The 25,223-nt window shown below is 45.0% G+C and carries 19 protein-coding genes; 13 read left to right on the top strand and 6 right to left on the bottom strand.

Annotated elements, in window-relative coordinates; all coding sequences use genetic code 11:
* The first annotated feature begins 6 nt into the window (after nucleotides 1–6).
* From D1614_RS19825 to D1614_RS19840, 4 genes are all read left to right on the top strand, one after another.
* Complete coding sequence (locus D1614_RS19825) at nucleotides 7–903, top strand: hypothetical protein (protein WP_119439724.1); 897 nt, start codon at nucleotides 7–9, stop codon at nucleotides 901–903.
* Between the two features lie 68 nt (nucleotides 904–971).
* The gene (locus D1614_RS19830) at nucleotides 972–1,916 is read left to right on the top strand and encodes a glycosyltransferase family 2 protein (protein WP_119439725.1); all 945 of its coding nucleotides are present in this window, start codon (nucleotides 972–974) and stop codon (nucleotides 1,914–1,916) included.
* A gap of 215 nt (nucleotides 1,917–2,131) precedes the next feature.
* A complete protein-coding gene (locus D1614_RS19835; RefSeq protein ID WP_119439726.1) occupies nucleotides 2,132–2,824 on the top strand; it encodes a TonB-dependent receptor plug domain-containing protein in 693 nt (230 codons plus the stop codon).
* Nucleotides 2,825–2,967: 143 nt separating this feature from the next.
* The gene (locus D1614_RS19840) at nucleotides 2,968–3,195 is read left to right on the top strand and encodes a putative signal transducing protein (protein WP_119439727.1); all 228 of its coding nucleotides are present in this window, start codon (nucleotides 2,968–2,970) and stop codon (nucleotides 3,193–3,195) included.
* A 294-nt stretch (nucleotides 3,196–3,489) separates the two neighbouring features.
* On the opposite strand, the gene D1614_RS19845 is transcribed toward D1614_RS19840, so the two are convergent.
* From D1614_RS19845 to D1614_RS19860, 4 genes are all read right to left on the bottom strand, one after another.
* A complete protein-coding gene (locus D1614_RS19845; RefSeq protein ID WP_119439728.1) occupies nucleotides 3,490–6,255 on the bottom strand; it encodes an alpha/beta hydrolase family protein in 2,766 nt (921 codons plus the stop codon).
* A gap of 167 nt (nucleotides 6,256–6,422) precedes the next feature.
* Complete coding sequence (locus tag D1614_RS19850; protein WP_262707230.1) at nucleotides 6,423–7,646, bottom strand: saccharopine dehydrogenase family protein; 1,224 nt, start codon at nucleotides 7,644–7,646, stop codon at nucleotides 6,423–6,425.
* A gap of 333 nt (nucleotides 7,647–7,979) precedes the next feature.
* A complete protein-coding gene (locus D1614_RS19855; protein WP_119439729.1) occupies nucleotides 7,980–8,627 on the bottom strand; it encodes a response regulator transcription factor in 648 nt (215 codons plus the stop codon).
* Between the two features lie 27 nt (nucleotides 8,628–8,654).
* Nucleotides 8,655–9,698 (bottom strand): ATP-binding response regulator, encoded by a 1,044-nt coding sequence (locus D1614_RS19860; protein WP_119439730.1) that lies wholly within the window; start codon nucleotides 9,696–9,698, stop codon nucleotides 8,655–8,657.
* A gap of 281 nt (nucleotides 9,699–9,979) precedes the next feature.
* Here D1614_RS19860 and surE point away from each other — a divergent pair, with 281 nt between their 5' ends.
* From surE to D1614_RS19900, 8 genes are all read left to right on the top strand, one after another.
* Nucleotides 9,980–10,741: a 5'/3'-nucleotidase SurE gene (surE, locus tag D1614_RS19865; RefSeq protein ID WP_119439782.1), complete on the top strand. Its 762-nt coding sequence runs from the start codon at nucleotides 9,980–9,982 to the stop codon at nucleotides 10,739–10,741.
* A 1-nt stretch (nucleotide 10,742) separates the two neighbouring features.
* Nucleotides 10,743–11,045, top strand: a complete 303-nt coding sequence (locus D1614_RS19870; protein ID WP_119439731.1) for a hypothetical protein — start codon at nucleotides 10,743–10,745, stop codon at nucleotides 11,043–11,045.
* Nucleotides 11,046–12,188, top strand: a complete 1,143-nt coding sequence (lpxB, locus tag D1614_RS19875) for a lipid-A-disaccharide synthase (RefSeq protein WP_119439732.1) — start codon at nucleotides 11,046–11,048, stop codon at nucleotides 12,186–12,188.
* A 19-nt stretch (nucleotides 12,189–12,207) separates the two neighbouring features.
* A complete protein-coding gene (gene gldG, locus D1614_RS19880) occupies nucleotides 12,208–14,667 on the top strand; it encodes a gliding motility-associated ABC transporter substrate-binding protein GldG (protein ID WP_162304581.1) in 2,460 nt (819 codons plus the stop codon).
* 119 nt (nucleotides 14,668–14,786) lie between these two features.
* A complete protein-coding gene (dnaN, locus tag D1614_RS19885) occupies nucleotides 14,787–15,917 on the top strand; it encodes a DNA polymerase III subunit beta (RefSeq protein ID WP_119439734.1) in 1,131 nt (376 codons plus the stop codon).
* Between the two features lie 74 nt (nucleotides 15,918–15,991).
* Nucleotides 15,992–16,798 (top strand): 3'-5' exonuclease, encoded by an 807-nt coding sequence (locus D1614_RS19890; protein WP_119439735.1) that lies wholly within the window; start codon nucleotides 15,992–15,994, stop codon nucleotides 16,796–16,798.
* A gap of 26 nt (nucleotides 16,799–16,824) precedes the next feature.
* Nucleotides 16,825–17,439: a fumarylacetoacetate hydrolase family protein gene (locus D1614_RS19895; RefSeq protein ID WP_119439736.1), complete on the top strand. Its 615-nt coding sequence runs from the start codon at nucleotides 16,825–16,827 to the stop codon at nucleotides 17,437–17,439.
* A 100-nt stretch (nucleotides 17,440–17,539) separates the two neighbouring features.
* The gene (locus tag D1614_RS19900; RefSeq protein WP_119439737.1) at nucleotides 17,540–17,962 is read left to right on the top strand and encodes an acyl-CoA thioesterase; all 423 of its coding nucleotides are present in this window, start codon (nucleotides 17,540–17,542) and stop codon (nucleotides 17,960–17,962) included.
* Nucleotides 17,963–17,999: 37 nt separating this feature from the next.
* Here the strand turns inward: D1614_RS19900 and D1614_RS19905 are convergent, their stop codons facing one another.
* Nucleotides 18,000–18,773, bottom strand: coding sequence for a putative signal transducing protein (locus D1614_RS19905; protein ID WP_119439738.1), 774 nt, complete (start codon nucleotides 18,771–18,773; stop codon nucleotides 18,000–18,002).
* Between the two features lie 321 nt (nucleotides 18,774–19,094).
* The gene (lacZ, locus tag D1614_RS19910; protein WP_119439739.1) at nucleotides 19,095–22,889 is read right to left on the bottom strand and encodes a beta-galactosidase, LacZ type; all 3,795 of its coding nucleotides are present in this window, start codon (nucleotides 22,887–22,889) and stop codon (nucleotides 19,095–19,097) included.
* Between the two features lie 334 nt (nucleotides 22,890–23,223).
* Between lacZ and porE the strand changes: the two genes are divergently transcribed.
* The gene (gene porE, locus D1614_RS19915; RefSeq protein ID WP_119439740.1) at nucleotides 23,224–25,215 is read left to right on the top strand and encodes a PorE family type IX secretion system protein; all 1,992 of its coding nucleotides are present in this window, start codon (nucleotides 23,224–23,226) and stop codon (nucleotides 25,213–25,215) included.
* Nucleotides 25,216–25,223: the final 8 nt, after the last annotated feature.

Below are 25,223 nucleotides of genomic sequence, written 5' to 3' on the forward strand. Positions count from 1 at the left end.
GATACGATGAGAAAACTTTTCCTCTTTGTTTTATTTGCGGTACTAAGCTTTTCTTCTTTTGCTGAAGAAGACTGGGGCTGGTGGAACGAACTTCATGGCTGGAAAACAGGTATGCCCGGCTGGCGAAACTGGATAATTATATCACCCGCCTACCTGGGACCCAATGCCTTGCCTGTGCCGGAAGTAAAAAAGGGTTTTTTCCTCAACGAAAGTGAATTTGCTTTAACCGCTTCCACGCATTTTCATTCGGGCGATCCAACCCAGGATATTTCGGGCCGGCTTTTTATTCCTTTTGCAAAGGGAAAGATCGCGGTTGAAATGTATGGGGTAATGATGGAACATTATGCGTACACCGAAGAAATCAGAAACGAACGTTTTTCGCGCGATAAAGACGGCAAAGGAGCCGCCATCGGTGATTTTTATTTTTCCACATTGATTCAGCTGACACGCGACCGGAAGTTTCCGAACACCTTGTTCCGGATGGCTTTGAGGACAGCCTCGGGAGGGAAACTGGACGCCGCCCGCTATTCCGATGCACCCGGCTATTTTTTTGATGTGAGCTCATCGAAAGATTTTGGCACCCGCGAAAGCCTGCTTTTTCGCCCGTACGGAATGATCGGTTTTTACAGCTGGCAAACCAACGACGAGCTGATGCTTCAGAACGATGCCCTGCTTTACGGACTGGGAACCGAATGGGAGCACAACAGTTGGCGTTTGGGCGCTTCGTGGTCGGGGTATCATGGCTATAAAAATACCGGCGACCGGCCTATGCAACTAAATTTCGACCTCCGGAAAGACTTTTCAAAAAGTGCCATCAGCCTGCAATACCAGCATGGCTTGCACGACTGGCTTTATAAAACCCTGCGTTTTTCGTTTATCTGGAAATTTAATGCGGTAAAATAAGTTCTGTTTTTCACGGAATATGTAAGTTTGTATCACTTTTTTTACCACTAACTGAAACATTTGCAACAATGAAGAAGCTGTCCTTGGTGATTTGTGTCTATAACGAAGAGCCAAACATAAAACCACTTTCCGAAGAAATTAAAGCCGCGTTGAAAGACATCGATTTCGAAGCCATTTTTGTGGACGACGGATCGAGCGACCGAACCAGGGAAGAAATCCGCAAGATAAATGACGAACGTTTTTTGCTGGTAGAGTTAAAACGTAATTACGGGCAAAGTTCTGCATTGCAGGCTGGTATCGACCAGGCAGAAGGGGAGTACGTTGCGCTGATTGACGGCGACTTGCAAAACGACCCGGCCGATGTTCCGATGATGCTTAACGAAATCGAGAAAGAAGGCTGGGACATGGTGGCAGGTGTGCGTGCCAACCGGAAAGACGGTATGTTTTTGCGCAAAGTACCTTCAAAAATTGCCAACTACATGATTCGCCGGGCTACCGGGATCCATATGAAAGACCTGGGGTGCACTTTGAAAATATTTACCAGCGAAACCATCAAAAGCATTCATATTTACGGCGAACTTCACCGTTATATTCCGGCCTTGATTACACTCGAAGGCGCCACGCGTATAACACAGGTGGATGTTAACCACCGGCCACGCACCTTTGGAACATCCAAATACAACCTCAGCCGAACCACCCGCGTAATGAGCGACCTGGTGCTGATGGTTTTCTTCAAAAAATACATGCAGCGCCCGATGCACTTTTTTGGTGGTATCGGAATCGTAACCCTCGGAATTGGCGTGTTGATCAATTTCTACCTGTTGATCCTGAAGGTTTTAGGAAACGACATCTGGGGGAAACCCTTACTGATGCTGGGAATTTTAATGGTGCTGGGCGGAATTCAGTTTATCACCACCGGTATAATTGCGGAAGTTCAGATGCGTACTTATTTTGAGTCGCAAAAGAAAAAACCGTACCGGGTTAAAAGTGTGTCTCCGGCCGTAGAGAAATAATCCCAAACAGCTATCCGGAATTACAAAAAGTTGTTTAGATTTATATGGTTTTCCATTGATAGGCAGTGAGTAATACCCGGATTAAAAACACAGGAGTAGCTGATAGTATCCCCTTGGAATTTTATTCGGAAGATTTGTTTCATTTTTAGATAAGGGTAATTACGATCTTGCTTGTCATAAAATAAACAAGATTGATCAACTTAAATAATTATGTGATGAATACAATGAAGGCCCGGATATCACTTTTTTTGACTGTGTTTTTTGTCCTCGCTCTTTTGTCCGTAAATGCACAGGAGCGTTTGATTAAAGGTATTGTAACTACTTTTGACAGTATTCCGCTGATTGGTGCCGACGTGCAGGTGGCGGGTTCGAAAGAGTTGGTAAAAACCGATACGCTTGGAAGGTTTTCAATAAATGTAAATCCCGGAGATAAACTAAAGGTTTCTGCCAAAGGTTTTATTTCGCAAAAAGTTAAACTCGACGATAAAATCAAAATGGTTTTGGTGAACCTAAAACTAAAACCTACCGAAAGTGCCCGGGAATATGCAATCGGATACGGTTATGTAAAAGATGCCGATAAGCTCAACGCGGTGGCTCAACTAAACAGCAAAGATCTGGATTTCTCGCAGTATACAAATATGTACGATTTGATACGCGGCCGGTTTGGCGGCGTTCAGGTAAGTCCGAATGGCGAGATCATTATTCGGGGGGTGAGTTCGATAAACCTGAGCAGTGCTGCCCTGATAGTGGTGGACGGAGTAGCGGTAGATAACAGCATGTTGAATAATTTAAGCCCCACGAATGTGCAAAGCATCAACATTATCAAAGACGGAAGTGCTGCTATTTATGGTGCACGGGGCGCCAACGGAGTGGTGATTATCGAAACCAAGCGGGGGAAGGATGATTGATTTTTATCATCGGTTTTCCGGGCGAAATACCCGAGTTTAAACGCGAAAGTTGTGTGGCCGGATGGCAGTATCTTATTCAGGGACGCTTAAAAACATATCTCGAATTAAATCGCTAAATTGGAACGTACTTAAAAACTACAATCATGAACAAACCGGTAACCGTCGCAACATTTACGAGCAACTTCGATATGAAATACATTCTTTTTAAGGAAATGCTCGACGAGGCAGGAATCGAATACATGCTGGTAAATGAGATCACCAGTACGATCGATGGTATTTACAAGGGCAGTCCGTCAAACATAGGCATTGAGCTTCGGGTAATGGAAGAGAACTTGGAAGAGGCGCTGGAGATACTGAACTCGATCCAATAAAATATTCGTGATTTGCGGGAATCACCAACAGAAATGAAAGTTAAGATGTATACTCCAATCCGGGATTTGTTTTTAATTTTTTGAATATCCAATATTGAATTCCCAATATTCAAATTTCCGGATTTTGTTGGATATTTTACATTCAAAATTGAGAATTGGATTTTTTAGAAAATCGACTTTCAGAAAAAAGGCTGTTCCAAAAGTGATCTTTACGCAGAATATTTCCTGTTTTTCTTTTGCGTAAACCGATTTGCCACTTCTGAAACAGCCCTTTGAACTATCACCAAAGAGTGTTTATTTTGTCAGTTCATAGCCCATTTCAATTCCTTTTTTGGTTGCCGGAACTCCTTCTCTCATCCAAACCGGCATCGGAGCACCTTTCAGGTAATGATCAAAAAACTGTGCCAGCCGAATTTGAAAATCATGTTTGTCGCGGAGTTTTAGCGGCCAGTGGTCGGCGTCGTTGTAGTTTAACAGCCAACTCGGCTTTCCAAGTCTTCGCAAGCCAATAAAAAACTCAATTCCCTGGTACCACGGTACGGCTCCGTCGTCGTCGTTGTGCATGATCAAAATAGGCGTCTCTATCTTGTCGAGCGTAAACAGCGGCGAATTTTCGAGGTAGCGCAGCGGCGCTTCCCAGATCGACTTTCCGATGCGGCTTTGCGTGTGTTCGTACTGAAAAGCGCGGTTCAGTCCCGATCCCCAGCGAATTCCACCGTAAGCGCTAAACATGTTTACAACGGGTGCACCCGATTCGATGGCAGCAAAGAGGTTGGTGCGGGTGGCAAGGTAGGCCACCTGGTAGCCGCCCCAGCTGTGCCCCTGCGCCCCGATTCGTTTCGGATCCACAAAGCCCATCTCAAGGATATGGGTAATTCCGGGCATCACGCAGTTAAAGGCCGATTCTCCCGGGTAGCCTTCCCGGTAATGCACATCGGGGTTGAAAACAACGTACCCGTTGCTGGTGTAATAATGATAGTCGATGGTAGAACGATGGGGTTCCGGCATGCGGTATTCAAGCAATTCATCCGAACTTTTCTCGTAGAAGTTTACGATCATCGGATATTTTTTCGATGTGTCGAAATTTTCCGGTTTGTGCAAGGTTCCTTCCAGTGTCAGTCCGTCGAGCGAGCGCCACGAAACCAACTCGGCCGTTCCCCATATAAAATCTTTTTGCTGAGGGGCTGCATCCGAAATCTGCACCTGCTTTTTGAAATTCAGGTCGGTAGCCAGAAGATCGGGATAGGTCCGGAAATTCTCTTTGGTGAAAACCAGTACATCAGCATCTTTTGCTTTTGATGGCGTACTGAGTTTAAAGTTTCCATCCAGCAAGGTCTTTTTCTTCTCCGGTTTTTCCCAATCAAATGAGAAATAGCTGTTTGCTTTACTCTCGTCATCAAAGGCTTTTAAAAGCAATGGTTCCGAAGGATCAAGTGCTTCGCCCCTTTCGGCATTAAATCTCACCAGGCGGTAGCTGGTTTTGTTTTTCCGGCCATCTTGGGTGACGTTTAAGGGGGCCGAATTATTTTCAGGGTCTACCTGCCATAAATCGTAACGGTCGTAAATTAGCAGTGCCTTGTCGTGTTGCAGCCAGCCCGCTGTACCGTATGACGATGGCGGATTGGGGATGTCATTCAGTTCATCAGCCACCTGAATTTGTTGGGGAATGGAGACAACAAATTCTTTCCCCGTAGCTATGTTGTAAGTATTCCACGTAGTATCGATGGCATTGTACCAGTAAAGGTAATTGCCGTTGGGTGAAGACATGGGGCGCGCTCGACAGTCTTTTTTGATCATTTTGTGCTCGCCGGTGCGGATATGGACCAGGTAAAAATCGAGGTGGTTCGGGTGCCCTTCCCACATTACCTGCACCGCGTAAGGGCGATTGGAATAGGCCAGCAGATAATCTGCATTGCCTTTGTTGATCAGGTCGATGCCGGAAAACAATTCGGTTTCGAGTTGAACGGCTTTGTTGTCGGAAAGATGGACCACTGCCAGGTATGATTTTTTCTCGTCGCGCGATTTGTTGTTTAGCTGAACGGTTTGCAGCTCTTCTTCGTTCCAGTGCCAGATATCCAGCATCGGAATTTCTTCTTCCAGCTTTGTTGTATCCTTTTCTGCTGGAACTGGCGCAGTCCCAAAAAACAGGCGTTCGTTGTTATCCGAAAACGAAAGCCGGCCGTTGGAACTGATTTCCCAGCCTTCGGGAATGGCCTTGTTATCATTGGCTGCGATGATTTCTGCACTTTCATTGCCAGACCACAAATACAGTGCATAGCTTTTTTCTTTCGAACCGGTAGTATCGGCCAGGAATGCCACCTTGTTGGCCGTTTTGCTTAGCGTAAGTTGTTTGAAGTCGCCTTTTGCATCCAGGATTTTTTGCTCATTTCCGTTTTCCCATACATAAACACCGGCATCGAAAACACTGTCGCCTTCTGACACAAAGGCAAGTATTTTATTTTCTTCAGAAAATTCGTAGCTGCTTACTGCCGGGAATTCTTTTTCTTCGCCATTAATGAGGTTTTTTATCACCAGCGGAAGTGTTTCGTCTTTGCCGTTTTTCTTTTCTTTTTTGTCTGAACGGGAAGTAGTGTCGGTTTTTTCAGTCTGGTAGGCAATCCAACCCGACCATTCTGCAGGTATTTTAAATGATTTTATTTGCTCAATCACTTCCTGCGTTCCTTTGTCGAGATCGTAAATTACAAGCTGGTCTTTGGGAAGGTCTTCTTTTTTTGTCTTTTTTAATTTCAGGGCTCGGACACTGTCTTCCGGAGCTTTTAAAGTGAACACCAAAAATCGGGAATCGGCTGTAATTTTAGCTCCGGTTCCGCATTTAATAGATGCTTTTTCCTCGCCGGCAGGAGTGGTTATCTTTAGTACAGGATCTCCTTTCCACGGTTCTTCTTTGTAAACAATGTATTTGCCGTTGTTGGAAAGGTGGGTTTCCGTAATCCTGTTCCATTTCAGGATGTCATCAAACGTTAAGGGGCGCTTTTCGTTTTGCGCAAATGCCAGAACAGCCAGCACGGAAAAAGTAAAAATGAACAGCAGTTTTTTCATGAGTGTATACTATTTGGTTTTAAACAAAATACGGGTGCAGGGAGAAAACTATCTGCGTGTGTCTGAGCGTTTCTGATCCGGGCTTTATTCGGAAAAATTGATGGTTCAAGTCAGTTCAAATTTCAGTAAACTATGACGCCCTTCTGCCGAAAAGGTTTAAAACGGATTCAGGTGCGTCGGTAAATAACGTTTCTTTCTTCGAGGTATTTAAAAATGTATCCCAAATTTCCAACTCCGGCACCAAGAGTTTCGGGGGCGCTTACACCATGTTCCGAAAAACCGCCGTCGAGCAATAAATTGGCAACCGCCGTGCAGGTGTATCCTGTTGTGCGTGCCATCGAAATGGTTTTGCTGGTACGGTCAAACTTATCCAGAAGGTCGTAGGTGTATGTTTTACTTGTGCCGTTTTCCGTTCCCTTTATGGTGATTCGCATGATGGTAAAATCTTCTTCGCCTTCCTTTAACTGCCATTTGGGAAAAAGCAGTTTGGCCGTTACATCTATGGGGCGGATTTTTGTGCCGTTTACTTCTATTTCTTCGTACGAGAAAAATCCGGATGCGCGCAACACCCGCAGGTATTCAATGCATCCCGGGTAACGAAGTGTTTTTTCGATCATGTGCGGAATGTTTTTCATGGTAAACATGAGTGATCGCAGTCCGTCAGAATTCCACGATTCCAGGGTTCCCACTCCTTCAAAATGAAGCAGCTCCGGATCGGAAAGTGCTTCTTTGGTCACCATTTCATAATTCTGAATATAGCGCGCGGGCCGGGTGTATTCTTCGATTATATCGATGGGAGAAAAAACGGCTTTGTATTCGTAGGGCCACTCGCGAACCACCGGGAGTCCTCCCACCAAACATTCATACGAATGAACATGCATTTCGCGGTTGTGGTGTCCGAGGATAATGTTTCCCATTCCGGGAGCTACACCACAATCGGCCACTACCGTAACTTTGTGCTTTTGAGCTAATCCGTTCAGGGCCAGAAAATCTTCCGGCATAAACGAAATGTCAACCATGTCTCGCCCCGTTTCGATCACCGTTTTCATGGTATGATAACCCATAAAGCCGGGAACGGCCCCGATAACGAGGTCAAACCCGCGAACAATTTCCCTGATTTTTGTGGGGTCTTTCAGGTCGGCCAGAATGGTTCTTATTTCCGGAAAATCCAGAAATTTCTGAGCAGTAGAAGGATCGATATCTACACTCGTAACCTGATGGTTTTTCGACAGGTCTTTGGCGATTACACTGCCTACCAATCCGGCACCCAGTACAACAATCTTTTTCATCCTGTTTCCATTTATTGTATTTCCATACGGCTTATACCGCAGCGAAACAGTTGTTCGTAATTCAACAGAAGCATCTTCCTGATTGAAGGTAATAAACTCCAACAGAATCAGAAGCCTGCATGAATCTACAAAAAGATTTCGGGACTTGACAGCTTCTTTTCGTTTACATAGCTGAAAACGAGAAGCACTGGATTTTGATTTTGGTTATTACCTTAGTTTTTTAAGTACTTTTTGTTTCCCGCAGATTGCGCAGATCATCGCAAATCTTATTTCACCCATTTGGGTGAAATCATTATCTGCGTAAATCTGCGTTATCTGTGTGCTGTTGAATTCCGCTTGCGAATTAAGGTATAAATCAAACCAATATGAGAATGAATAATAATTATGCTTTTACTGGTAAATCACGTTCTTTTGAGCGTGGTGTGTTTACACAGTCTATTCCAAATGGATCAGTCCTCTTTTTAGTGCGTACTTTACCACGTCGGAATTATTTTTCAGGTTTAGCTTGTCCAGAATGTTCTGTTTGTGGGTTCCCACAGTTTTAACGCTGATAAATAATTTTTCTCCGATTTCACGGGTTGAAATACCTTCGGCCAGTAGCATGAAAATCTCCTTTTCTCGGTCTGACAACTGATTGTAACTGTCGTCTTTGGTATTGGCTGCGTCAAGGTAGCCATTGATTACCAGTTCGGTTATGTCTTCGCTAAGGAATTTCTTCCCGTTAAAAACCGAATGAACAGCATCGATCAGCTGGCGGTGTGTTGAGTTTTTAAGCAGGTAAGCATCGGCTCCTGCTTCGAGCATTCCTTTTACGTATTGTTTGTCGGAATGCATAGAGACGGCAATCACCTTTATCTCGGGCAATTTTTCTTTTAGAAGCCGGGTGGCTTCAATGCCGTTCATATCGGGCATGGCAATGTCGGTCAAAAGCACATCGGGTTTTAGGCGTTGCGCCATTTCAATGGCTGCATTTCCGTTTTCTGACTGTGCAATTACTTCAATGGTTTCATCGGTTTCCAGCAGGTTTTTAAGGCCTTCTCTGAATAACTGATGGTCGTCGGCAACAATAACTTTAATTTTCATTGTTCTATACTTGGGTTGTTAATTCTGTCAGTCGCACTGTTTGTTAACCGGCAAAACTATTTTGGCACGTGTTCCTTTACCGGTTGGGTGTATTTTGAATGATCCGTTGATACTGTCGACGCGCTCGTAAATGCTCAATAATCCAAATCCTCCTTCTAAATTTGGAGCTTTTATTTTTGCCGGATCAATACCTACACCATTGTCTTCCACCAAAATAACGTGAGCCTCGTCGTTTGTGTCGACCGAGACTTTTACCTCGGAGGCCCTGGCATGTTTCTGTATATTGGTTAAAAGCTCTCCGATGATGCGGTAGAGAAAAATTTCGTTTTCCTTGCTTTGCCCATTTTTATAGTCGCCTACCTTAAAGGTGGTTTTAATCTGAAAGTTTTTCTCAAACTGTTCCAGTTTCCAGCTTACCGCCGGAATAAGCCCGAGTTCATAAAGAATGGGAGGACTCAGGTCGTACGTTAAGGTACGCGATTCCTGGATGGCTTTGTTGAGCAGACTGGAGGTAAATTCGATTGTTTTTTTTATTTGCGGAGAACAATTCTGTACGTCAATCGATGACAGATTCATAAACGCCAGTGAAAGGGTTTGTCCCAAACTGTCGTGAAGGTTTTCTGCAACACGGCGGCGTTCACGTTCTTCCACCAGTGTTAGTTCCGAATTCATTTTCCGAAGCCTTTCCTGGTATTCTTTAATGCGCATGGCCACATTTATCTGGGCCGATAATTCAGCCTGATCATAGGGCTTTGAGAGAAAAGAATCGGCGCCGGCATTCAGGCCCTTCGAACGTTCCGAACTATCGTGTCCGAGGGCCGAAACCATGATGATGGGAATCTGTTTGGTTTTTACATTGTCCTTTAAAATACGACAGGTTTCGTAGCCATCCAGCCCGGGCATCATAATGTCAAGCAGCACAAGATCGGGCAACTCTTTGGTCGCCTTCTCGATCCCCTCTTCTCCACTCTGTGCTGCGACGAACAGAAAGTCGGGGTAATGCTTTCTGATAATGTGCCCGAGGAGCTCAAGGTTTATCAAATTATCATCCACTGCAAGAATCTTCCGCATGGCATTTTTATCTAAACGTTTGGTTTTATGTTGGTACAGGTATAAGCGTCATCCGTATCAGGGTTAAAAGTAGTAAAAATGCATGAAGATAAACAAGGCACTTTGTAAAAATATCAGAATGATGGATGAGGGGTTCGGGGTTGGTAAGTGTTTCCGAATTCTTTACTGCCGTTGACGGTCAGGAGGAAACGGGATGGGAGCCAATTAACTTGCCGCTTATTTATGTTTCTTTCTTTATCCTCTCAAATTCTGACTATCTTTGTTGCTCACACAAAAAATGTATGTCAGATAAGCCATTAATATTAGTAACCAACGACGACGGAATTCATGCCAAAGGGCTGAGAGAGTTGGTAGAGGTAATGCAGTTTTTCGGAGAAGTAATCGTTATTTCATCCGAAGTCTCCATGTCGGGGAAGGGATGTGGTATAACCGTTGATCACCCTTTGCGGGCCATCCCGGTTGAACAGATTCACGGGGTGCCTACCTACAAAAGCAACGGTACTCCGGTTGACAGCGTGAAACTTAGTTTTAACAGCCTTTTGCCGCGTATCCCCGATTATGTTGTTTCCGGTATTAATCACGGGGCAAATTCCTCGATCAGTGTTATTTACAGCGGAACAATGGGAGCCGCCATCGAAGGTGGTTTGCACGGAGTTCCTTCCATCGGGTTTTCGTTGGATGATTTCAGTGCCGATGCCGACTTCTCAAAAGCAAAGTTGGTGGTGGCGCGTGTTTTTCAGAGCGTAATGGAGAATGGTTTGCCGCCTTTTGTTTGTTTGAATGTGAACATTCCCAAAGGCAAGCCAAAGGGAATTAAAATATGCAGGCAGGCACATGGTAAATGGGTGGAAGAGTTTGAAAAAAGAACCGATCCGCACGGTCGTGAATACCACTGGCTGGCAGGATACTTCAAGAATTTCGAAGAAGATGCATCGGAAACCGATATGCACGCACTTAAAAACAGCTATGCATCGGTAGTTCCCGTGACCGTTGATATGACCTGTTACAAAACCTTGGAGCAACTGAAAGACTGGAAATTCTGATATGCAACGAAACCGCAGACATAAACTGGATACCGTTGGTGCCGGACTTTTGGCGGGCCTGCTTTTGCCCCTGGTGATCTTCCTGATTGTTTACCTCGTGAACGACCCGGAGATTGCATTTTCTGAATACCTGAAAGGGTTGTGGCGCATTCATGCCCTGGTAAAAATTGGCAGTTTGTGTGTGTTTACCAACCTGGCGGTATTTTGGGTTTTTCTGAAGATGAAACACGAACGGGCGGCACGTGGTGTGTTGGGGGCTACTTTGCTCTATGCTTTTGTGGTGCTCATATCAAAAGCCGTATAGATGAGGTATTATCTGATAGCAGGCGAGGCATCAGGTGATTTGCACGGATCGAACCTGATGAAAGAACTGAAAACAGCAGATTCGGGGGCTGTATTTCGCTATTTTGGTGGCGACCTGATGCAGGCCGTTGACGGGGAGTTGGTAAAACACTACCGCGAAATGGCTTTTATGGGTTTTTTGAATGTTATTCTGAACTTGAAAACCATTGCCCGAAACCTCGAATTTTGCAAAAAAGACCTGCTTCAGTTTAAACCCGATGTGCTGATCCTGATTGATTATCCCGGGTTTAACCTGAGGATTGCAGAGTTTGCCAAACAAAACAACATTAAAGTATACTACTACATTTCTCCGAAGGTTTGGGCCTGGAAAGAGTACCGGGTGAAAAAGATCAAAGCTTGTGTGGACGAAATGTTTACCATTTTTCCGTTTGAAACCGGTTTTTACCGAAAGCACGGGATGGACGTTCATTATGTGGGAAATCCGCTGATGGATTCGTTTGCCGAATTTCAGAAAACAGCCCTGTCGGGGCCGGAATTTATCCAAAAAAATCAGCTGGGTGAAAGACCTTTGGTAGCCTTGCTGGCCGGTAGCCGGGTGCAGGAAATTAAACGAACGCTGCCGGTAATGAAGGTTATCTCCTCTCTTTTTCCTGATTTTCAGTTTGTGCTGGCCGGGGTAAAAAGCATCGACGATTCGTTGTATCAGTCTTATCTGAAGGATGCGGACATAAAACTTATTTACGATCAAACCTACGATTTGCTGAATAACGCGCACACGGCGCTGGTTGCCTCCGGAACGGCGGCATTGGAAACGGCTTTGTTCGGGGTGCCGCAAACCGTGATTTACAAAGTGGAAGGCGGTTGGGTAACCGATTTTATTTTCCGTCATTTTATTTTTAAGATGGTAGGGGTATCGCTTCCGAATATTATTATGGAGCGTGAGATTGTGAGGGAACTTGTACAGGCGAAAATGACTTTGAAAAACGTAAAAAGCGAAATGCAAAAGTTGCTTTACAACAAAGAATACCGGGCTCAGATACGGGCCGATTATCAGCAGTTATGGGAGATGATGGGCGAACCGGGTTGTTCTAAACGGGCAGCAGATAAAATGGTTGAATTGTTGAAAACAGCGGAAAAACATTAAATTTCTGCCCTGAAAAATATTGAAAGCGTCAGGAAAGACGTTCACCTTAAAACTTTTTGCCGAAGTGTATAGCTTGTTCAAAAAAGAGATCAAAACATTTCTGGGGTCGCTGATCGGTTACCTGGCAGTGTTGGTTTTTCTTTTGGTCAGTGGCCTGTTTCTGTGGGTGTTTCCCGGAGATTTTAACATTGTCGGAAGCGGATATTCTACGCTCGACCCGTTTTTTTCGCTGGCTCCCTGGCTGTATCTATTTCTGATTCCGGCCATTACCATGCGTTTTTTTGCCGACGAAAAACGAAGCGGAACCATCGAACTGTTGCTTACCCGCCCGGTTTCTGCATTTCAGCTGGTGTTCGCCAAATTCCTGGCCGGAATGGTGCTGGTGTTTATTTCGCTGCTGCCTACTTTGTTGTACTTTCTGTCGGTTTACCTGCTTGGAAATCCGGTGGGAAGTATCGATACAGGTGCCACCTGGGGATCGTTTTTCGGGCTTTTCTTTTTGGCAACCATTTACGTGGCCATCGGGGTTTTTACCTCGTCGTTAACCGACAACCAGATCGTTAGCTTCATTCTGTCCATGGTGTTGTCGTTTGTTTTTTACCTGGGATTTGAGTTTGCGGCTTCGTCCGGAATTCCATACTGGGTAGAGCAAATGCTGACGTGGTTGAGCATTAACGAGCATTTTCTGTCGGCTTCGCGCGGAGTGATCGATCTCGAAGATGTGATCTACTTTTTGGGGATGACTTTTCTTTTCCTGTTTTTTACGGCCGTGTTTCTTCGCAAGGGAAACGTCAAAAGGAAGATTATACGTACCCGGCTGGTGCTGGTGACTTTAGCTGTTCTTGTGGTGTTTTTTGCCTCTTCCAGTTTTTTGCTTCGGATTGATTTAACCGTTGATAAACGTTATTCGCTTTCGCCGATTAGTAAGCAAATTGCTGCGGAGATTCAGGAACCGGTTTCGGTCGAATTCTTTTTGGAAGGAGAGTTGGAGCCCGGATTAAAAAAATTGCAACGCGAGGTTTTTGAAAAGGTAGCAGTGCTAAATGCCTATTCTTCGAAACCAATTCGCATAAAAGTTACCGATATTTACCAGGTTGTGAACCCGGAGAAACGCGAAGAAAAAATACAGGAACTCTACGAAAAAGGTATCAAACCTACCAGTTTCAGACACAAAACTGAAACGGGAGTAGCAACAAAACTTATTATTCCGGGAGCGCTTATTCAAATAGGAGGGAAAGAAGTAGCTGTTAATTTTCTGAAATCAAACCAGGATTTTTCGGGCGAATACAATATAAATCACTCGGTAGAAAGTGTGGAGTTTGAATTGGTAAATGCTTTTCAAAAGCTGATGCGCGGCAAAAAATCGACCGTTGCTTTCCTTGAGGGACACGGCGAATTGGATCAGTACCAAGTGATGGATTTTGCCAATGCACTTTCGGGTGACTTTGAAGTGACGCGTGTAAATACGACCTTGCTCGGAAAGTATGCCGATAATTTTGATATTCTGGTGATTGCCGGTCCCGATCAGCCCTTTAGTGAACCCGATAAATACATCATCGATCAATACATCATGAACGGAGGAAAAGTGGTTTGGTTAATCGATCCCGTAAAAGTAGATGTTGACAGTTTGTCGCGCGGATTCCGGACTTTTGCGTTTCCGCATGATATCAACCTGGGCGACCAGTTGTTTAAATACGGAGCCCGTTTGAATTACGAATTACTTCAGGATGTAAATTGTTCACAATTGGCTGTGAATACCGCTCCCGCCGGAGCCCAGCCAAAGTACACGCTTCATCCCTGGTATTACTCGCCTTTGCTGACACCCAACGATAATCATCCGCTCAGCCGAAACCTGAACCGTGTTTTTGCCGAATACGTTTCATCGGTCGATACCGTTTCCGGAACACCCGGACTTACCAAAACGGTGATTCTTTCCACTTCGCCTTATGCCCGGAGGGTAAAATCGCCTTCGTCGGTAAGTCTGCAAAATATCGACAATCCACCCGCCCGCGAATTGTTCAACACGCCTTTTATTCCGGTGGGAGTGCTGATGGAAGGAACATTTACTTCGCTGTATAAGAACCGGATGGTGGAACAGTGGGGTTTTTCATCGGCTTCCACTTTAAATGAAAGCCAGCCAAGCAAAATGGTTGTTTTTGCCGATGCCGGAATGATCGCAAACCTGGTGAATTATTCGGGCGAGCGTCCGCAAATCAGCGAAATGGGATACGATAAAGTGACCCGGCGTGCCTGGGGTAACAAGGAGTTTCTGATGAACACGCTTTTTTACCTGAACGACGACCGCGGTATCATGCAACTTCGAAACCGTACAATTAAGCTCCGGCTGCTCGATCAGGTGAAGTTACGGGAGCAAAAAGCATTCTGGCAATGGCTGAATGTTTTGTTACCCGCTTTGGTCATGGCACTTTTCGGCCTGGTATACAACCTTGTTCGTAAGTATCGTTATACCCGTTCATAAATCGTGGGTATTTTCGCGAAAAGTCAGGTAGGTTAATATTATTAAAGTTTGTATATTCGTGTACTTGGAGAACTAAAAATCTCATACGGAATTAAAAATCAAAAAAACATAATAAGCACATGAAGTTTGTTGTTTCAAGCACTGAATTACTGAGTCACCTTTCTGCTATCAGCAAGGTAATCAGCAGTAAAAGTACTATGCCGATACTGGATAACTTTTTGTTTCAGTTAAACGATTCGGAGCTGACCATTACAGCTTCCGATCTGGAATCGACTTTGATTACCAGTATCGAGTTGGACAATATTGACGGGACAGGTGCTGTTGCCGTTCCGGCGAAACTAATTACAGATACTTTGAAGGAATTTCCGGAGCAGCCACTGACTTTCCAGATCGACAAAGGTTCGTTTCATGTTGAAATCTTTTCCGACAACGGTAAATTCAGCATTATGGGACAGGATCCGGAAGATTTTCCGGAACAGCCCGGGCTGGATGAAGAAGGTGCTTCGTCGATCAATGTAAGCCATGTGGTTTTGCAAAAAGGTATTGAAAAAACGCTGTTTGCTACGGCAGATGACGAACTTCGCCCTGTAATGAACGGTATTTTTGTGGAACTTTCGCCCGATTTTATGAGCTTTGTTGCGTCAGACGCTCACAAGTTGGTTCGTTACCGCAGAATGGATGCGAAGTCGGAGTTTGAATCGTCTTTTATCCTTCCGAAAAAACCGGCCAGTTTGCTGAAAAACCTTCTTCCTAAAGAAGAATTCGACGTAAAAGTAGAGTTTGACGATAAAAACGCATTTTTTACACTGAGCAATTATAAATTGATTTGCCGTTTGGTGGAAGGTAATTACCCGAGTTACAATTCGGTAATTCCAACCAACAACCCAAATAAAATGGTTATCGACCGCCTGAGTCTTTACAACACCGTAAGAAGGGTGTCTGTATTTTCAAACCAGGCCAGTAACCTCATAAAATTAAACATCAACGATAACAAACTGGTGGTTTCTGCACAGGACATCGATTTCTCGATTTCGGCAGTTGAACGACTGGCTTGTGAATACGAAGGAGACGAAATCGAAATCGGTTTCAAATCAACCTTTATGCAGGAAATTCTGTCCAATATTTCGGCAGGTGATGTAAGGCTGGAATTAAGTGACCCGACCCGCGCTGGTTTGTTACTCCCGGCCGAGAACGATCACGAAGACGAAGACATGTTGATGCTTTTGATGCCCATGATGATCAATGCCTGATCAAATTTAATAATCAGAGAAAAGGTATCCTGGGGTCAACAGATTGTAGGATACCTTTTTTAATTCATACCGGTATGCAATTACACTTAAAAAATCCCATTGTATTTCTGGATCTCGAAACTACGGGGATCAATATTGTTACTGACCGCATTGTGGAAATCGCGTTGGTAAAAGTAAATGTAGATGGCAGCGAAGAGGAAAAGCTGTTGCGTATTAACCCAGAAATGCCCATTCCCGTTGAGGCTTCGATGATTCACGGAATTTACGATGAGGACATAAAAGATGCACCTACTTTTAAGGAAGTGGCCAAAACACTGGCTAAATTTCTGGAAGGCTGCGATCTGGGAGGGTTCAATTCCAATCGTTTTGATATTCCGCTTTTGGCCGAAGAATTTCTACGTGCCGATGTGGACATCGACCTAAAAAAACGAAAGTTTATTGATGTGCAGGCGATCTTTCACAAAATGGAAAAGAGAACGCTGGCGGCTGCCTATAAATTCTACTGTAACCAGGAATTAATCGATGCACACAGCGCCATGGCCGATACCAAGGCTACATATGAGGTGTTAAAGGCGCAGCTCGATGTTTATAACGGAGTAGAATATGAAGATGCAAAAGGTAATAAATCCCTTCCGATTGTAAACAACGTGGACCAACTGAGCGAGTTTTCTTCGTACGACCGGAACGTTGACTTTGTTGGCCGGATTGTTTACGACGAAAACGATGTGCCGGTGTTCAACTTTGGGAAAAACAAAGGAATTCCGGTGGCTCAGGTACTGGAAGAGCAACCCGGGTATTTTGGCTGGATATTGAACAGCGAATTTCCGCTTTACACAAAAAAAGTGCTGACCCAGCTTAAACTGAAAATGATGAGTAAGTAGCGGGTGCATTCGAAAAAGAAATTGAGATGAAAATTATTTGCATAGGAAGAAATTATGTGGCGCATGCCGCAGAATTGGGAAACGAAGTCCCGGAGGAGCCTGTGTTTTTTATGAAACCGGATTCGGCCCTGCTTCGTAACAACGATCCGTTTTATATTCCCGACTGGACAAAAGAGGTTCATCACGAAATAGAGTTGGTTATCAAGATCAACCGTATTGGCAAAAACATAGAGAAGCGCTTTGCCGATCGTTACTACGACGAGATTGGGCTGGGCATCGATTTTACAGCACGCGATGTGCAGGCGCAACTCAAGGCCAAAGGCTTGCCCTGGGAGAAAGCCAAAGCTTTTGACCAGTCGGCGGTAATCAGCAGCACCTTTTTCCCGAAAAGCATTTTCCCCGATATGGAGTCGCTGTATTTTAAGCTCGATATCAATGGGACAACTGCACAGGAAGGCCACTCGGGCCTGATGATTTTTGGCTTTGATGAGATCATTTCCCATGTTTCAAAATATGTAACATTGAAAATAGGTGATCTCATCTATACGGGTACACCCGCCAACGTTGGTCCGGTGCAAATCGGCGACCACCTGGAAGGTTACCTGGAAGGCAAAAAACTGCTCGATTTTAAGGTGAAGTAAGAGAAAGTTATTGATTGTAACTGATTGTTCCGGGTAGCTACTGGAGTTGCTGTCAGGCACAATAAGTTACATTTTGTTTTAAAAGAAAGAATCCAACAACATGCAAGACCATCATTTTGAAATAGAACTCGAAGTACGCGATTACGAATGCGATTTACAGGGCATTGTAAATAACTCGGTTTATCAGAATTATCTGGAACATTGCCGCCACAAGTTTTTACATGCTGCCGGACTGGATTTTGCCGAGTTGCACAACGACGGGATTGACGCGGTAGTGATTCGTGCCGAACTGGATTACAAGTTTCCGTTGCGGCCGGCCGATATTTTTCTGATTCGCCTGAGAATGGGCAAACAGGGGCGTTTGCGCGTTATCTTTGATCAGCAGATCATTCGGAAATCGGATGAAAAACTAATGGTAAATGCCCGTATTACCACTGTACTGACCAAGAATGGACGACCCATTGCGCCTGATATCCTGGAAGGAAAATTTGAAGCGGTTGGTGTGAAAATGGTGGAGGTTTAAGATTCCTGGCAACAATTACCCGGGAGATATTTGAGTTTTACGATTGTTGCTTGCTTGATTTGTGTTCCAGTTTAAAGCTGTGTCCGCAATCAAAGCAATGGTAATTTTTTCTGATGAGCGGAAAGGGGCTAGTCGTCAGAAACGATAAGATGAGGTACAAAACATCCCATTTATCGTCGGTGGCATAGCCAAAACTCACATTGGTCGACTGGCAATTCGGACAGATTACCCGCAGCACATCGTCTTTCGAAGAAATCCCAAACCTCTCCACCAATTCTTTTTCCTGGTAATATTCAACGGGTTTTTGCCGGAGATAGCCAAAAACGTTGCCGTCGAAGTCCAGTAGTTCGCCCCAGAATTCTTTCCACGAAAAGCTAAATTCTTTTTTGTCCAGTTTTTTGAATTCAGCTTCCTCAGCAAGGATCTTCTCAATTTCGGGCTTTGTTAATACCTCCGATTGGATCTCGTCTGCATTATCGGGTAACGTAGACTTTTTTCGCAACAGGGACTTGATCCGGAAAATTTCATTCTGTTTTTTTATCGCTTTCTCAAGTGCTTCGTCTATATCGTAGGAGCCACTGCTGTCCGTCAGTTTGTGTTCCGAAATGGAATTCAGTACCTGTCGGGCTTTCTCTGCCTGTTCTTCCGGTACTTTTAGTTTTACACCGCCAATGGCTACCGCATCAAACGGATTTACCCAAACCAGGTTTTCGTCGTAAATAAAAGCTTGAATTCCTTCACTCTCCAGACGGCCTTTTAGTATGTGGCAGTCGATGGGGATGTTGGATGTGTAGATGGTCGTTAGCTTCATTTTGGAATGTTTACATTATTGGTGTTTTCAATGCAGGTTGTTCAAAATAAAAAATCTACCTGTAACTTTCAGTAAATATACTAAATACAGGTAGATTTTTTTATGAAGCGTTCAATATCGCTTCTTCTCTGCTAGGGCAGCCAATAATCCGAATTGACCGACACTTGCATTTTTAACTTTTGCCTTTCTGGCGCGAGGATATCCAAACGACCCATGTAGAATGATCAATATTCAATCTCCAAGTTGGATATTCTGCATTGAGTATTGGATATTTAAAATTCAGACAGCCACTTGCTATGGTGCCAAAATTTTGCCTTTCCTCTAGAGGATTACTCCCACTTCGGCAGCCGAGCTGTAAAAGCTGTTGTTCACCTCGCGAAGCGTAGTGATTTTAAAATACCGCGCTTTTTCGGGCTTGTCAAACATTTCTTCCTGGCGCTGGTTGGTATTCCGGATATGTCCTTTTTCTACCACGGTTTTCCAGGTTTTGCCATCGGTGCTCACTTCCAGTTTGTATTCTGCAATGCGACCGTTGCTTTGTTCTTGCCGGGGCAAATAATCAAAGCCTTTTAGGGTAAGTACTTCACCCATATCCACCTGGATGAAATGAGGTTGCCCGAGTTTTTCATCGCTCCAGTCAGAATGCCAGAAAGTTTCCGGCTTGTTATCGATTGCTGCTTTGGGGCCTTCTCCCGGGTAGCTGCAATCGGCAGTGGCTTTCCATTTCGATTTATTAATCTCGTATATTTTAACCGCTTTGTTACTTCTCATTTTCCCGGGAGTTTCAGCATAAACGGCAAGCTTGCCTCCTTTTCGCAGGTCAAACGGTTTTTTGTAACGAATGGTTTTTCCGTCGTTTACCGAATAATAAACCACCGAATTTTTATCTCCCGATAAGCTTACCATTCCATTTTCATCACGTTCTATTCCAGGGGCTTGTGCCAATTGTAATTCAGCTGAATTGTATTTTTCGGCAGCATAATCAAAAATCTCTTTTTGCTGAAACTGAACCGGTCGGTAAGTAACCTCAAAACGGTAGATGCCATTAGTGGCAACATATTGCGGCAAAATGCCCGGGCCACAAGTGGCTGTCCCAAGTCCGGTTACCAGGTCGTCGAAGTTAACGGTTACAAAACCGGCATCTTCCAGTTCGTTCATGTGGCGGGCTTTGGTGATAGCTGCATCGTCGTAAGGGTATGCGCTGAAATTCATTGCATTGGGTGCGCTCATCATAAAACCAATTCCTTCCATGTTGGTAACGGCAGCCCAGCGAACATCGGCCTGGTTGCAATTATCTTGCGGAACTACCATGTTGTGGTCGTACAATTCTTCGGCGGTTGATGCATAGAAGCCAAATTTGCCTCCGCTTTTGCGGTCAGGGTAAGTTGATACACCGCCCAATCCATACCAGTTCAACTCGTTAAACGAGCGGGGCATTTTCATTTGCAGGCCTACTTTGGCAACTGCAGTAATGGTCGTTGGCAGGTTTACCTCGCTGGAAACCGTAAATGTTCCGTCGCCAAATACCTGGTACTGGATCACCGCATCAAATTCGGTGGTGCTGGTTTTCATCGTAAGCGGAAAAATCACGAGCAAAGAACCGTCAGCCTGGTTTTTGATTTCAGCTTTAGCGGCCACCTGTTCCATTTTATCCAGTCCGGCTGAGGTCCAGGCCCGCATTCCATTGCGGTCGCGAACATCGTTCTCTGTTGGCGGACGGAAGAAATTCAGCGTTGGTCCAACGGTCATTAATTCAGTACCGTTCAGCAGGTACGAAGAAATAGCGCCGGTATTGGAGTCAATTGTCAGTTGGAAATTTTTTCCGCTGATAAGCTGGTTGTTTTGGTTTTGCTGAACCAAAACTTCACCGGTGTTCTCTACCATCGTGAATGGTGCGGCTTGAATTGGTAATTCAAACTCTACCCAGGCTTGTTCGTGGTGTTTTTTTACCAGTCCTTTTTGTTTTTTTGTAAGCAGCGAGAAGTTTAGCGTATACGACTGTCCCGCCTTGGGCTCTTGCAACTCCAGTATTGAAATGCTGAAAGCTTTTGATTCCTGCGGCTCTACATTTAATCCGGGTATCGTGCCGTGAGCAACAACTCCTTCTGCATTTTTAATGGTCCACGAAAGGATGAATTCGTTTAGGTTGGTAAAGAAATACTTGTTTTTAACCGTGAATTTTCCGGCAGCCAGATCATCGGCCGTAATGGCAATGTTCTGGTATACTTTCTTGGTTTCCCACAACTGCGGGTTGGGAAGCCTGTCCGGATTGATCAGACCGTTTATACAGAAACTGTTGTCGCTGGGTTTGTTGGTCCCGTAATCGCCGCCATAGGTAAAGTACATTCTTCCTTTTTCATCCACTTCGCGGAAACCCTGGTCCACCCAGTCCCAGATACAACCACCTTGCAAGGCAGGATAAGTTTCAATGGCATCCCAGTAATCCTGCAAGCTTCCGCAGCTGTTACCCATAGCATGTGAATATTCGCACAGGATGAGCGGGCGGTCAGGATTATTCTGTGCATATCGGGTAATACCGTCGATATCCATGTACATCGGGCAGAAAATATCGGTGTGTGCTTCCAGCCCGGCACGTTCGTACTGCACCGGACGGCTTTGGTCGCGGTCTTTGATCCATTTGGTACCTTCCACAAAGTTGATCCCGTCGCCGGCTTCGTTGCCCAGCGACCAGGTAACAATACAGGCATGGTTTTTATCGCGTTCCACCATCCGCTCTATGCGGTCGATGTGCATCGGACCCCATTCCGGTTGTTTGGCCAGGCTGGCTTCACCGTAACCCATTCCGTGTGATTCAATGTTGGCTTCGTCAATCACATACAAGCCATACAAATCGCACAGGGCATAAAACTCCGGATCGTCAGGATAGTGACAGGTACGCACGGTGTTGATGTTAAACTCTTTCATTAACTGAAGGTCTTTCAGTGTTATTTCGCGGCTGATAACATGGCCCTTGTCGGGATCGTGTTCGTGGCGGTTAACACCTTTTACATAAACTGCTTTTCCGTTCACTAAAAACTGTCCGTTTTTAATTTCTGCGGTGCGGAAACCTATGTTTTGCGAAATGGCCTGTACGGTTTTTCCGGCAGCATCTTTCAATACAATTAGTAATTTGTACAGGTTGGGTTGTTCTGCCGACCATTTCAGCGGATTATCAAGGGTTGCTTTGAGCTTGAAATGAGTTGCGTTTATTCCAACTGCCTGAGAAACTGCCAGGTCAATGTGTTTTTCACTCTTGTCGAGGTTCGAAACCAAGGCTTGCACCGTATAGTTTCCCTGGTTGGCAGCGGTAAGGTTCTGTACTTCCACATCCAGCGAAAAAGTTCCGTTGCGGTAGTTTTCGTCCAATCCCGCCAAAACAAAATAGTCGCGGATATTGACTTGTGGTGTTGCGAGCAGGTAAACGTCGCGTTCAATGCCACTGATGCGCCAGAAATCCTGGCATTCGAGATAACTTCCGGTACTCCAGCGGTACACTTCCAGTGCCAGCGTGTTTTCTCCTGTCCGGATGTATTTTGTGATATCAAATTCGGCCGGTGTTTTGGAACCTTCGCTGTAACCTACTTTTTGTCCGTTCACCCAAATGTAAAAAGCCGATTTTACTGCACCAAAGTGAATGGAAATCTGGCGTCCGTCCCAGTTCGCCGGAATAGAAAACGAGCGGATGTAGCTTCCCACCGGGTTATAATCGTGAGGAATGTGGGGCGGGTTGGGCTGTTTTTTTGCGATTTGCCAAAAAGGATAAGTGGTGTTTACATAAATGGCGGTATCAAACCCCTGGCGCTCCCAGTTGCCCGGAACCTGAATGTCGGCCCACCGGCTTGCATCAAAATCTTCGCGGTAAAAATCAAGTGGCCGCCCGGCTGGATTGCTTGCAATATTGAATTTCCAGGTACCATTCAGCGATTGATAGTATGCTGATTCATTCTTGTTATTGTTCCATGCCTGTTGTTCGTTTTCGAACGGAATAAAAAAGGCATGTGGAGCAGAGCGGTTGATATTAAATACTGCCGGATTTTCCCAATCGGGAATTTCTTGCGCAAAAACCAATGTGCTGCTAAAGAGGGAAATAAATAAAAAGCAGATAGTTTTTAACATGATAAATGGGTTTATTGTTTGCTTATAGAAGCTGGCAAAAATACAATAATTTGGGTAGCTTGCTTAAATCAGTGAGACTATGAGTTTGTTCTTCAAGATTATTTAGCCGAACTAACCCCGAGCAATGGAGAGGGAGCACATGGGTATATTTCCCGTGCCTTACTGCGAGGAGTTTCACTTCCTGAAAGAAATATTGATTGTTAAGGAAGAATGAAAGAAACAAATCTTTTTGAGTGATCATTCCTTCAATAAATACTTAATCGGCTAAACGCACGTTATCCTAACAGCTGTTTAAAAAAAACATTTACTTTTACTTCCCGAAATAGAACTGGGCATGAAGCAAATTCGATTAGCAGTACTTTCTCTGGTAATACTTATTGTGAGTGGATGTGGGTCGGCACGGTATGGCCGTGATGCCCTGCTTTCGCAGGATATTGGTGAATATTACAAAGCCATTGAACTTTATAAAAAGGCGCGGAAAAAAGAAAAAAGCCGTACCAAACGTATTGAGTACGCCTATAACATTGCCGAAAGTTACCGGGCAATCGGGCAGTACGAATATGCTGCCCAGAACTACAAGTTTGCAATTCGTTTGGGGTACCCCGATAATGAGGCCCTGTTGCGTTATGCCGAAATGTTGCGCATTACCCAGGATTTTGAGGAAGCAACCGAAACATACCGAACCTACCTGGATTCTGTTCCGGGCGACCAACGTGCCCTCGACGGGGTGGAAGCCATGCGGAAAACACAGGAATGGGTCGCCTATCCAACCCGGCACATTATTAATCCGATTAAAGAAATCAACTCGCCTCAAAGCGATTTTGCACCGGTGTTTGTTGGAGGACGCGATAACGAGGTGATTTTTACATCTACGCGAAAAGCTGCCACCGGGAAAAAGGAAAGCATGATACACGGGCAGAAATATGCCGATTTGTTCAGGGCAAATTTTAGCGTACAGCGCCAGAAATGGCAGCAACCTAAATTGCTTGATGAAACACTGATGATCAATACCGGCGATGAGGAAGGTGCTGCCGCACTGAATTCTTCGGGTGAACAGATGATATTTACGCGTTGCCGTTACGATAAAACACAAGCCATGGGAACCGAGTTGTATTCCACTTCTCAGTCGAGAGGCTCGTGGTCGGAACCGATCAAACTGGAAGTGGTGGGCGACAGCATTATTGCAGCGCATCCGGCACTGAGCCCCGATGGTTCGGTGTTGTACTTTGTTTCGGACATGCCCGGCGGGCAGGGTGGCAAAGACATTTGGATGGCCAGGGCTGAAGGCAGTTCGTATGGAAAACCTGTCAACATGGGTTCGGTGATCAATACGGCCGGCGACGAGATGTTCCCGTTTGTGAGAGACAACGGCGAGTTGTATTTTGCTTCCAACGGCCACATCGGTATGGGAGGACTCGATTTGTATGTGGCTTCCAAAAACGAGGACGATGTTTGGATCGTTAACAACATGGGATCGCCCATGAACTCGAGTGGCGACGATTTTGGGATTTCGTATGTAACCGGCGAGAACAAAGGGATGTTTACTTCGAACCGTAAAGGATCGCGAGGCGATGACATCTATTCGTTTATGGTGCCGCCGAAAATCTACGAAGTGGAAGCCGATATTTTTGACAACGAAACCAAAGCACGGCTCGACGGAGCTACAGTTCGTGTAATCGGTACCGATGGAACCAACCTGAAAGTACGTGCACGCAACGGTAATTTCAAAATGAAACTAAAACCCGAAACCGAATATATTTTTGCTGCTTTCAAAGATGGTTACCTGCGGGATAAGGCCGCAGCCAATACCATTGGACTGGAGGAAAGCAAGGATTTCAGGTTTGAGATGTTTTTGACTCCAACCGATGCTCCGATCAAAATTGAAAACATCAATTATGAATTTGGCAGCTGGGAGCTGATGGAGAGTTCCAAAGTTGCTCTGGATACCCTGGTGGAAGTACTGGTGTTCAACCCAACCATTACCATTGAGTTAATGGCACATACCGACCACATTGGCAGCGACCAGTTTAACTTCGATTTGTCGCAGAAACGTGCGCAAAGTGTGGTGGATTACCTGATTGAAAAAGGTATCAGTCCGCAGCGTTTGGTGGCAAAAGGTTATGGCGAAACCTGGCCCAAAACGGTTACCCGCGAACTGGCGAAACAATATGATTTTCTGAAAAGAGGGGATGAGCTGACCGAAGAGTTTATCAGTCAGTTAACACCCGAGCAACAGGAAATAGCCAAGGCGATGAACCGCCGTACGGAATTCAGAGTGTTGTCAACCGATTTTATCGAGAAGTTTGATGCCGAGCCGGAACGTTAGTCTGTTGT

Origin of the sequence: Maribellus luteus (assembly GCF_003576475.1) — a bacterium.
Lineage (GTDB): Bacteria > Bacteroidota > Bacteroidia > Bacteroidales > Prolixibacteraceae > Draconibacterium > Draconibacterium luteum.

What these genes read in the sequence shown, in the direction of transcription:
- D1614_RS19825 (WP_119439724.1), top strand. Translation starts at nt 7, where the DNA reads ATGAGAAAACTTTTCCTCTTTGTTTTATTTGCGGTACTAAGCTTTTCT.
- D1614_RS19830 (WP_119439725.1), top strand. Translation starts at nt 972, where the DNA reads ATGAAGAAGCTGTCCTTGGTGATTTGTGTCTATAACGAAGAGCCAAAC.
- D1614_RS19835 (WP_119439726.1), top strand. Translation starts at nt 2,132, where the DNA reads ATGAATACAATGAAGGCCCGGATATCACTTTTTTTGACTGTGTTTTTT.
- D1614_RS19840 (WP_119439727.1), top strand. Translation starts at nt 2,968, where the DNA reads ATGAACAAACCGGTAACCGTCGCAACATTTACGAGCAACTTCGATATG.
- D1614_RS19845 (WP_119439728.1), bottom strand. Translation starts at nt 6,255, where the DNA reads ATGAAAAAACTGCTGTTCATTTTTACTTTTTCCGTGCTGGCTGTTCTG.
- D1614_RS19855 (WP_119439729.1), bottom strand. Translation starts at nt 8,627, where the DNA reads ATGAAAATTAAAGTTATTGTTGCCGACGACCATCAGTTATTCAGAGAA.
- D1614_RS19860 (WP_119439730.1), bottom strand. Translation starts at nt 9,698, where the DNA reads ATGCGGAAGATTCTTGCAGTGGATGATAATTTGATAAACCTTGAGCTC.
- surE (WP_119439782.1), top strand. Translation starts at nt 9,980, where the DNA reads ATGTCAGATAAGCCATTAATATTAGTAACCAACGACGACGGAATTCAT.
- D1614_RS19870 (WP_119439731.1), top strand. Translation starts at nt 10,743, where the DNA reads ATGCAACGAAACCGCAGACATAAACTGGATACCGTTGGTGCCGGACTT.
- lpxB (WP_119439732.1), top strand. Translation starts at nt 11,046, where the DNA reads ATGAGGTATTATCTGATAGCAGGCGAGGCATCAGGTGATTTGCACGGA.
- dnaN (WP_119439734.1), top strand. Translation starts at nt 14,787, where the DNA reads ATGAAGTTTGTTGTTTCAAGCACTGAATTACTGAGTCACCTTTCTGCT.
- D1614_RS19890 (WP_119439735.1), top strand. Translation starts at nt 15,992, where the DNA reads ATGCAATTACACTTAAAAAATCCCATTGTATTTCTGGATCTCGAAACT.
- D1614_RS19895 (WP_119439736.1), top strand. Translation starts at nt 16,825, where the DNA reads ATGAAAATTATTTGCATAGGAAGAAATTATGTGGCGCATGCCGCAGAA.
- D1614_RS19900 (WP_119439737.1), top strand. Translation starts at nt 17,540, where the DNA reads ATGCAAGACCATCATTTTGAAATAGAACTCGAAGTACGCGATTACGAA.
- D1614_RS19905 (WP_119439738.1), bottom strand. Translation starts at nt 18,773, where the DNA reads ATGAAGCTAACGACCATCTACACATCCAACATCCCCATCGACTGCCAC.
- lacZ (WP_119439739.1), bottom strand. Translation starts at nt 22,889, where the DNA reads ATGTTAAAAACTATCTGCTTTTTATTTATTTCCCTCTTTAGCAGCACA.
- porE (WP_119439740.1), top strand. Translation starts at nt 23,224, where the DNA reads ATGAAGCAAATTCGATTAGCAGTACTTTCTCTGGTAATACTTATTGTG.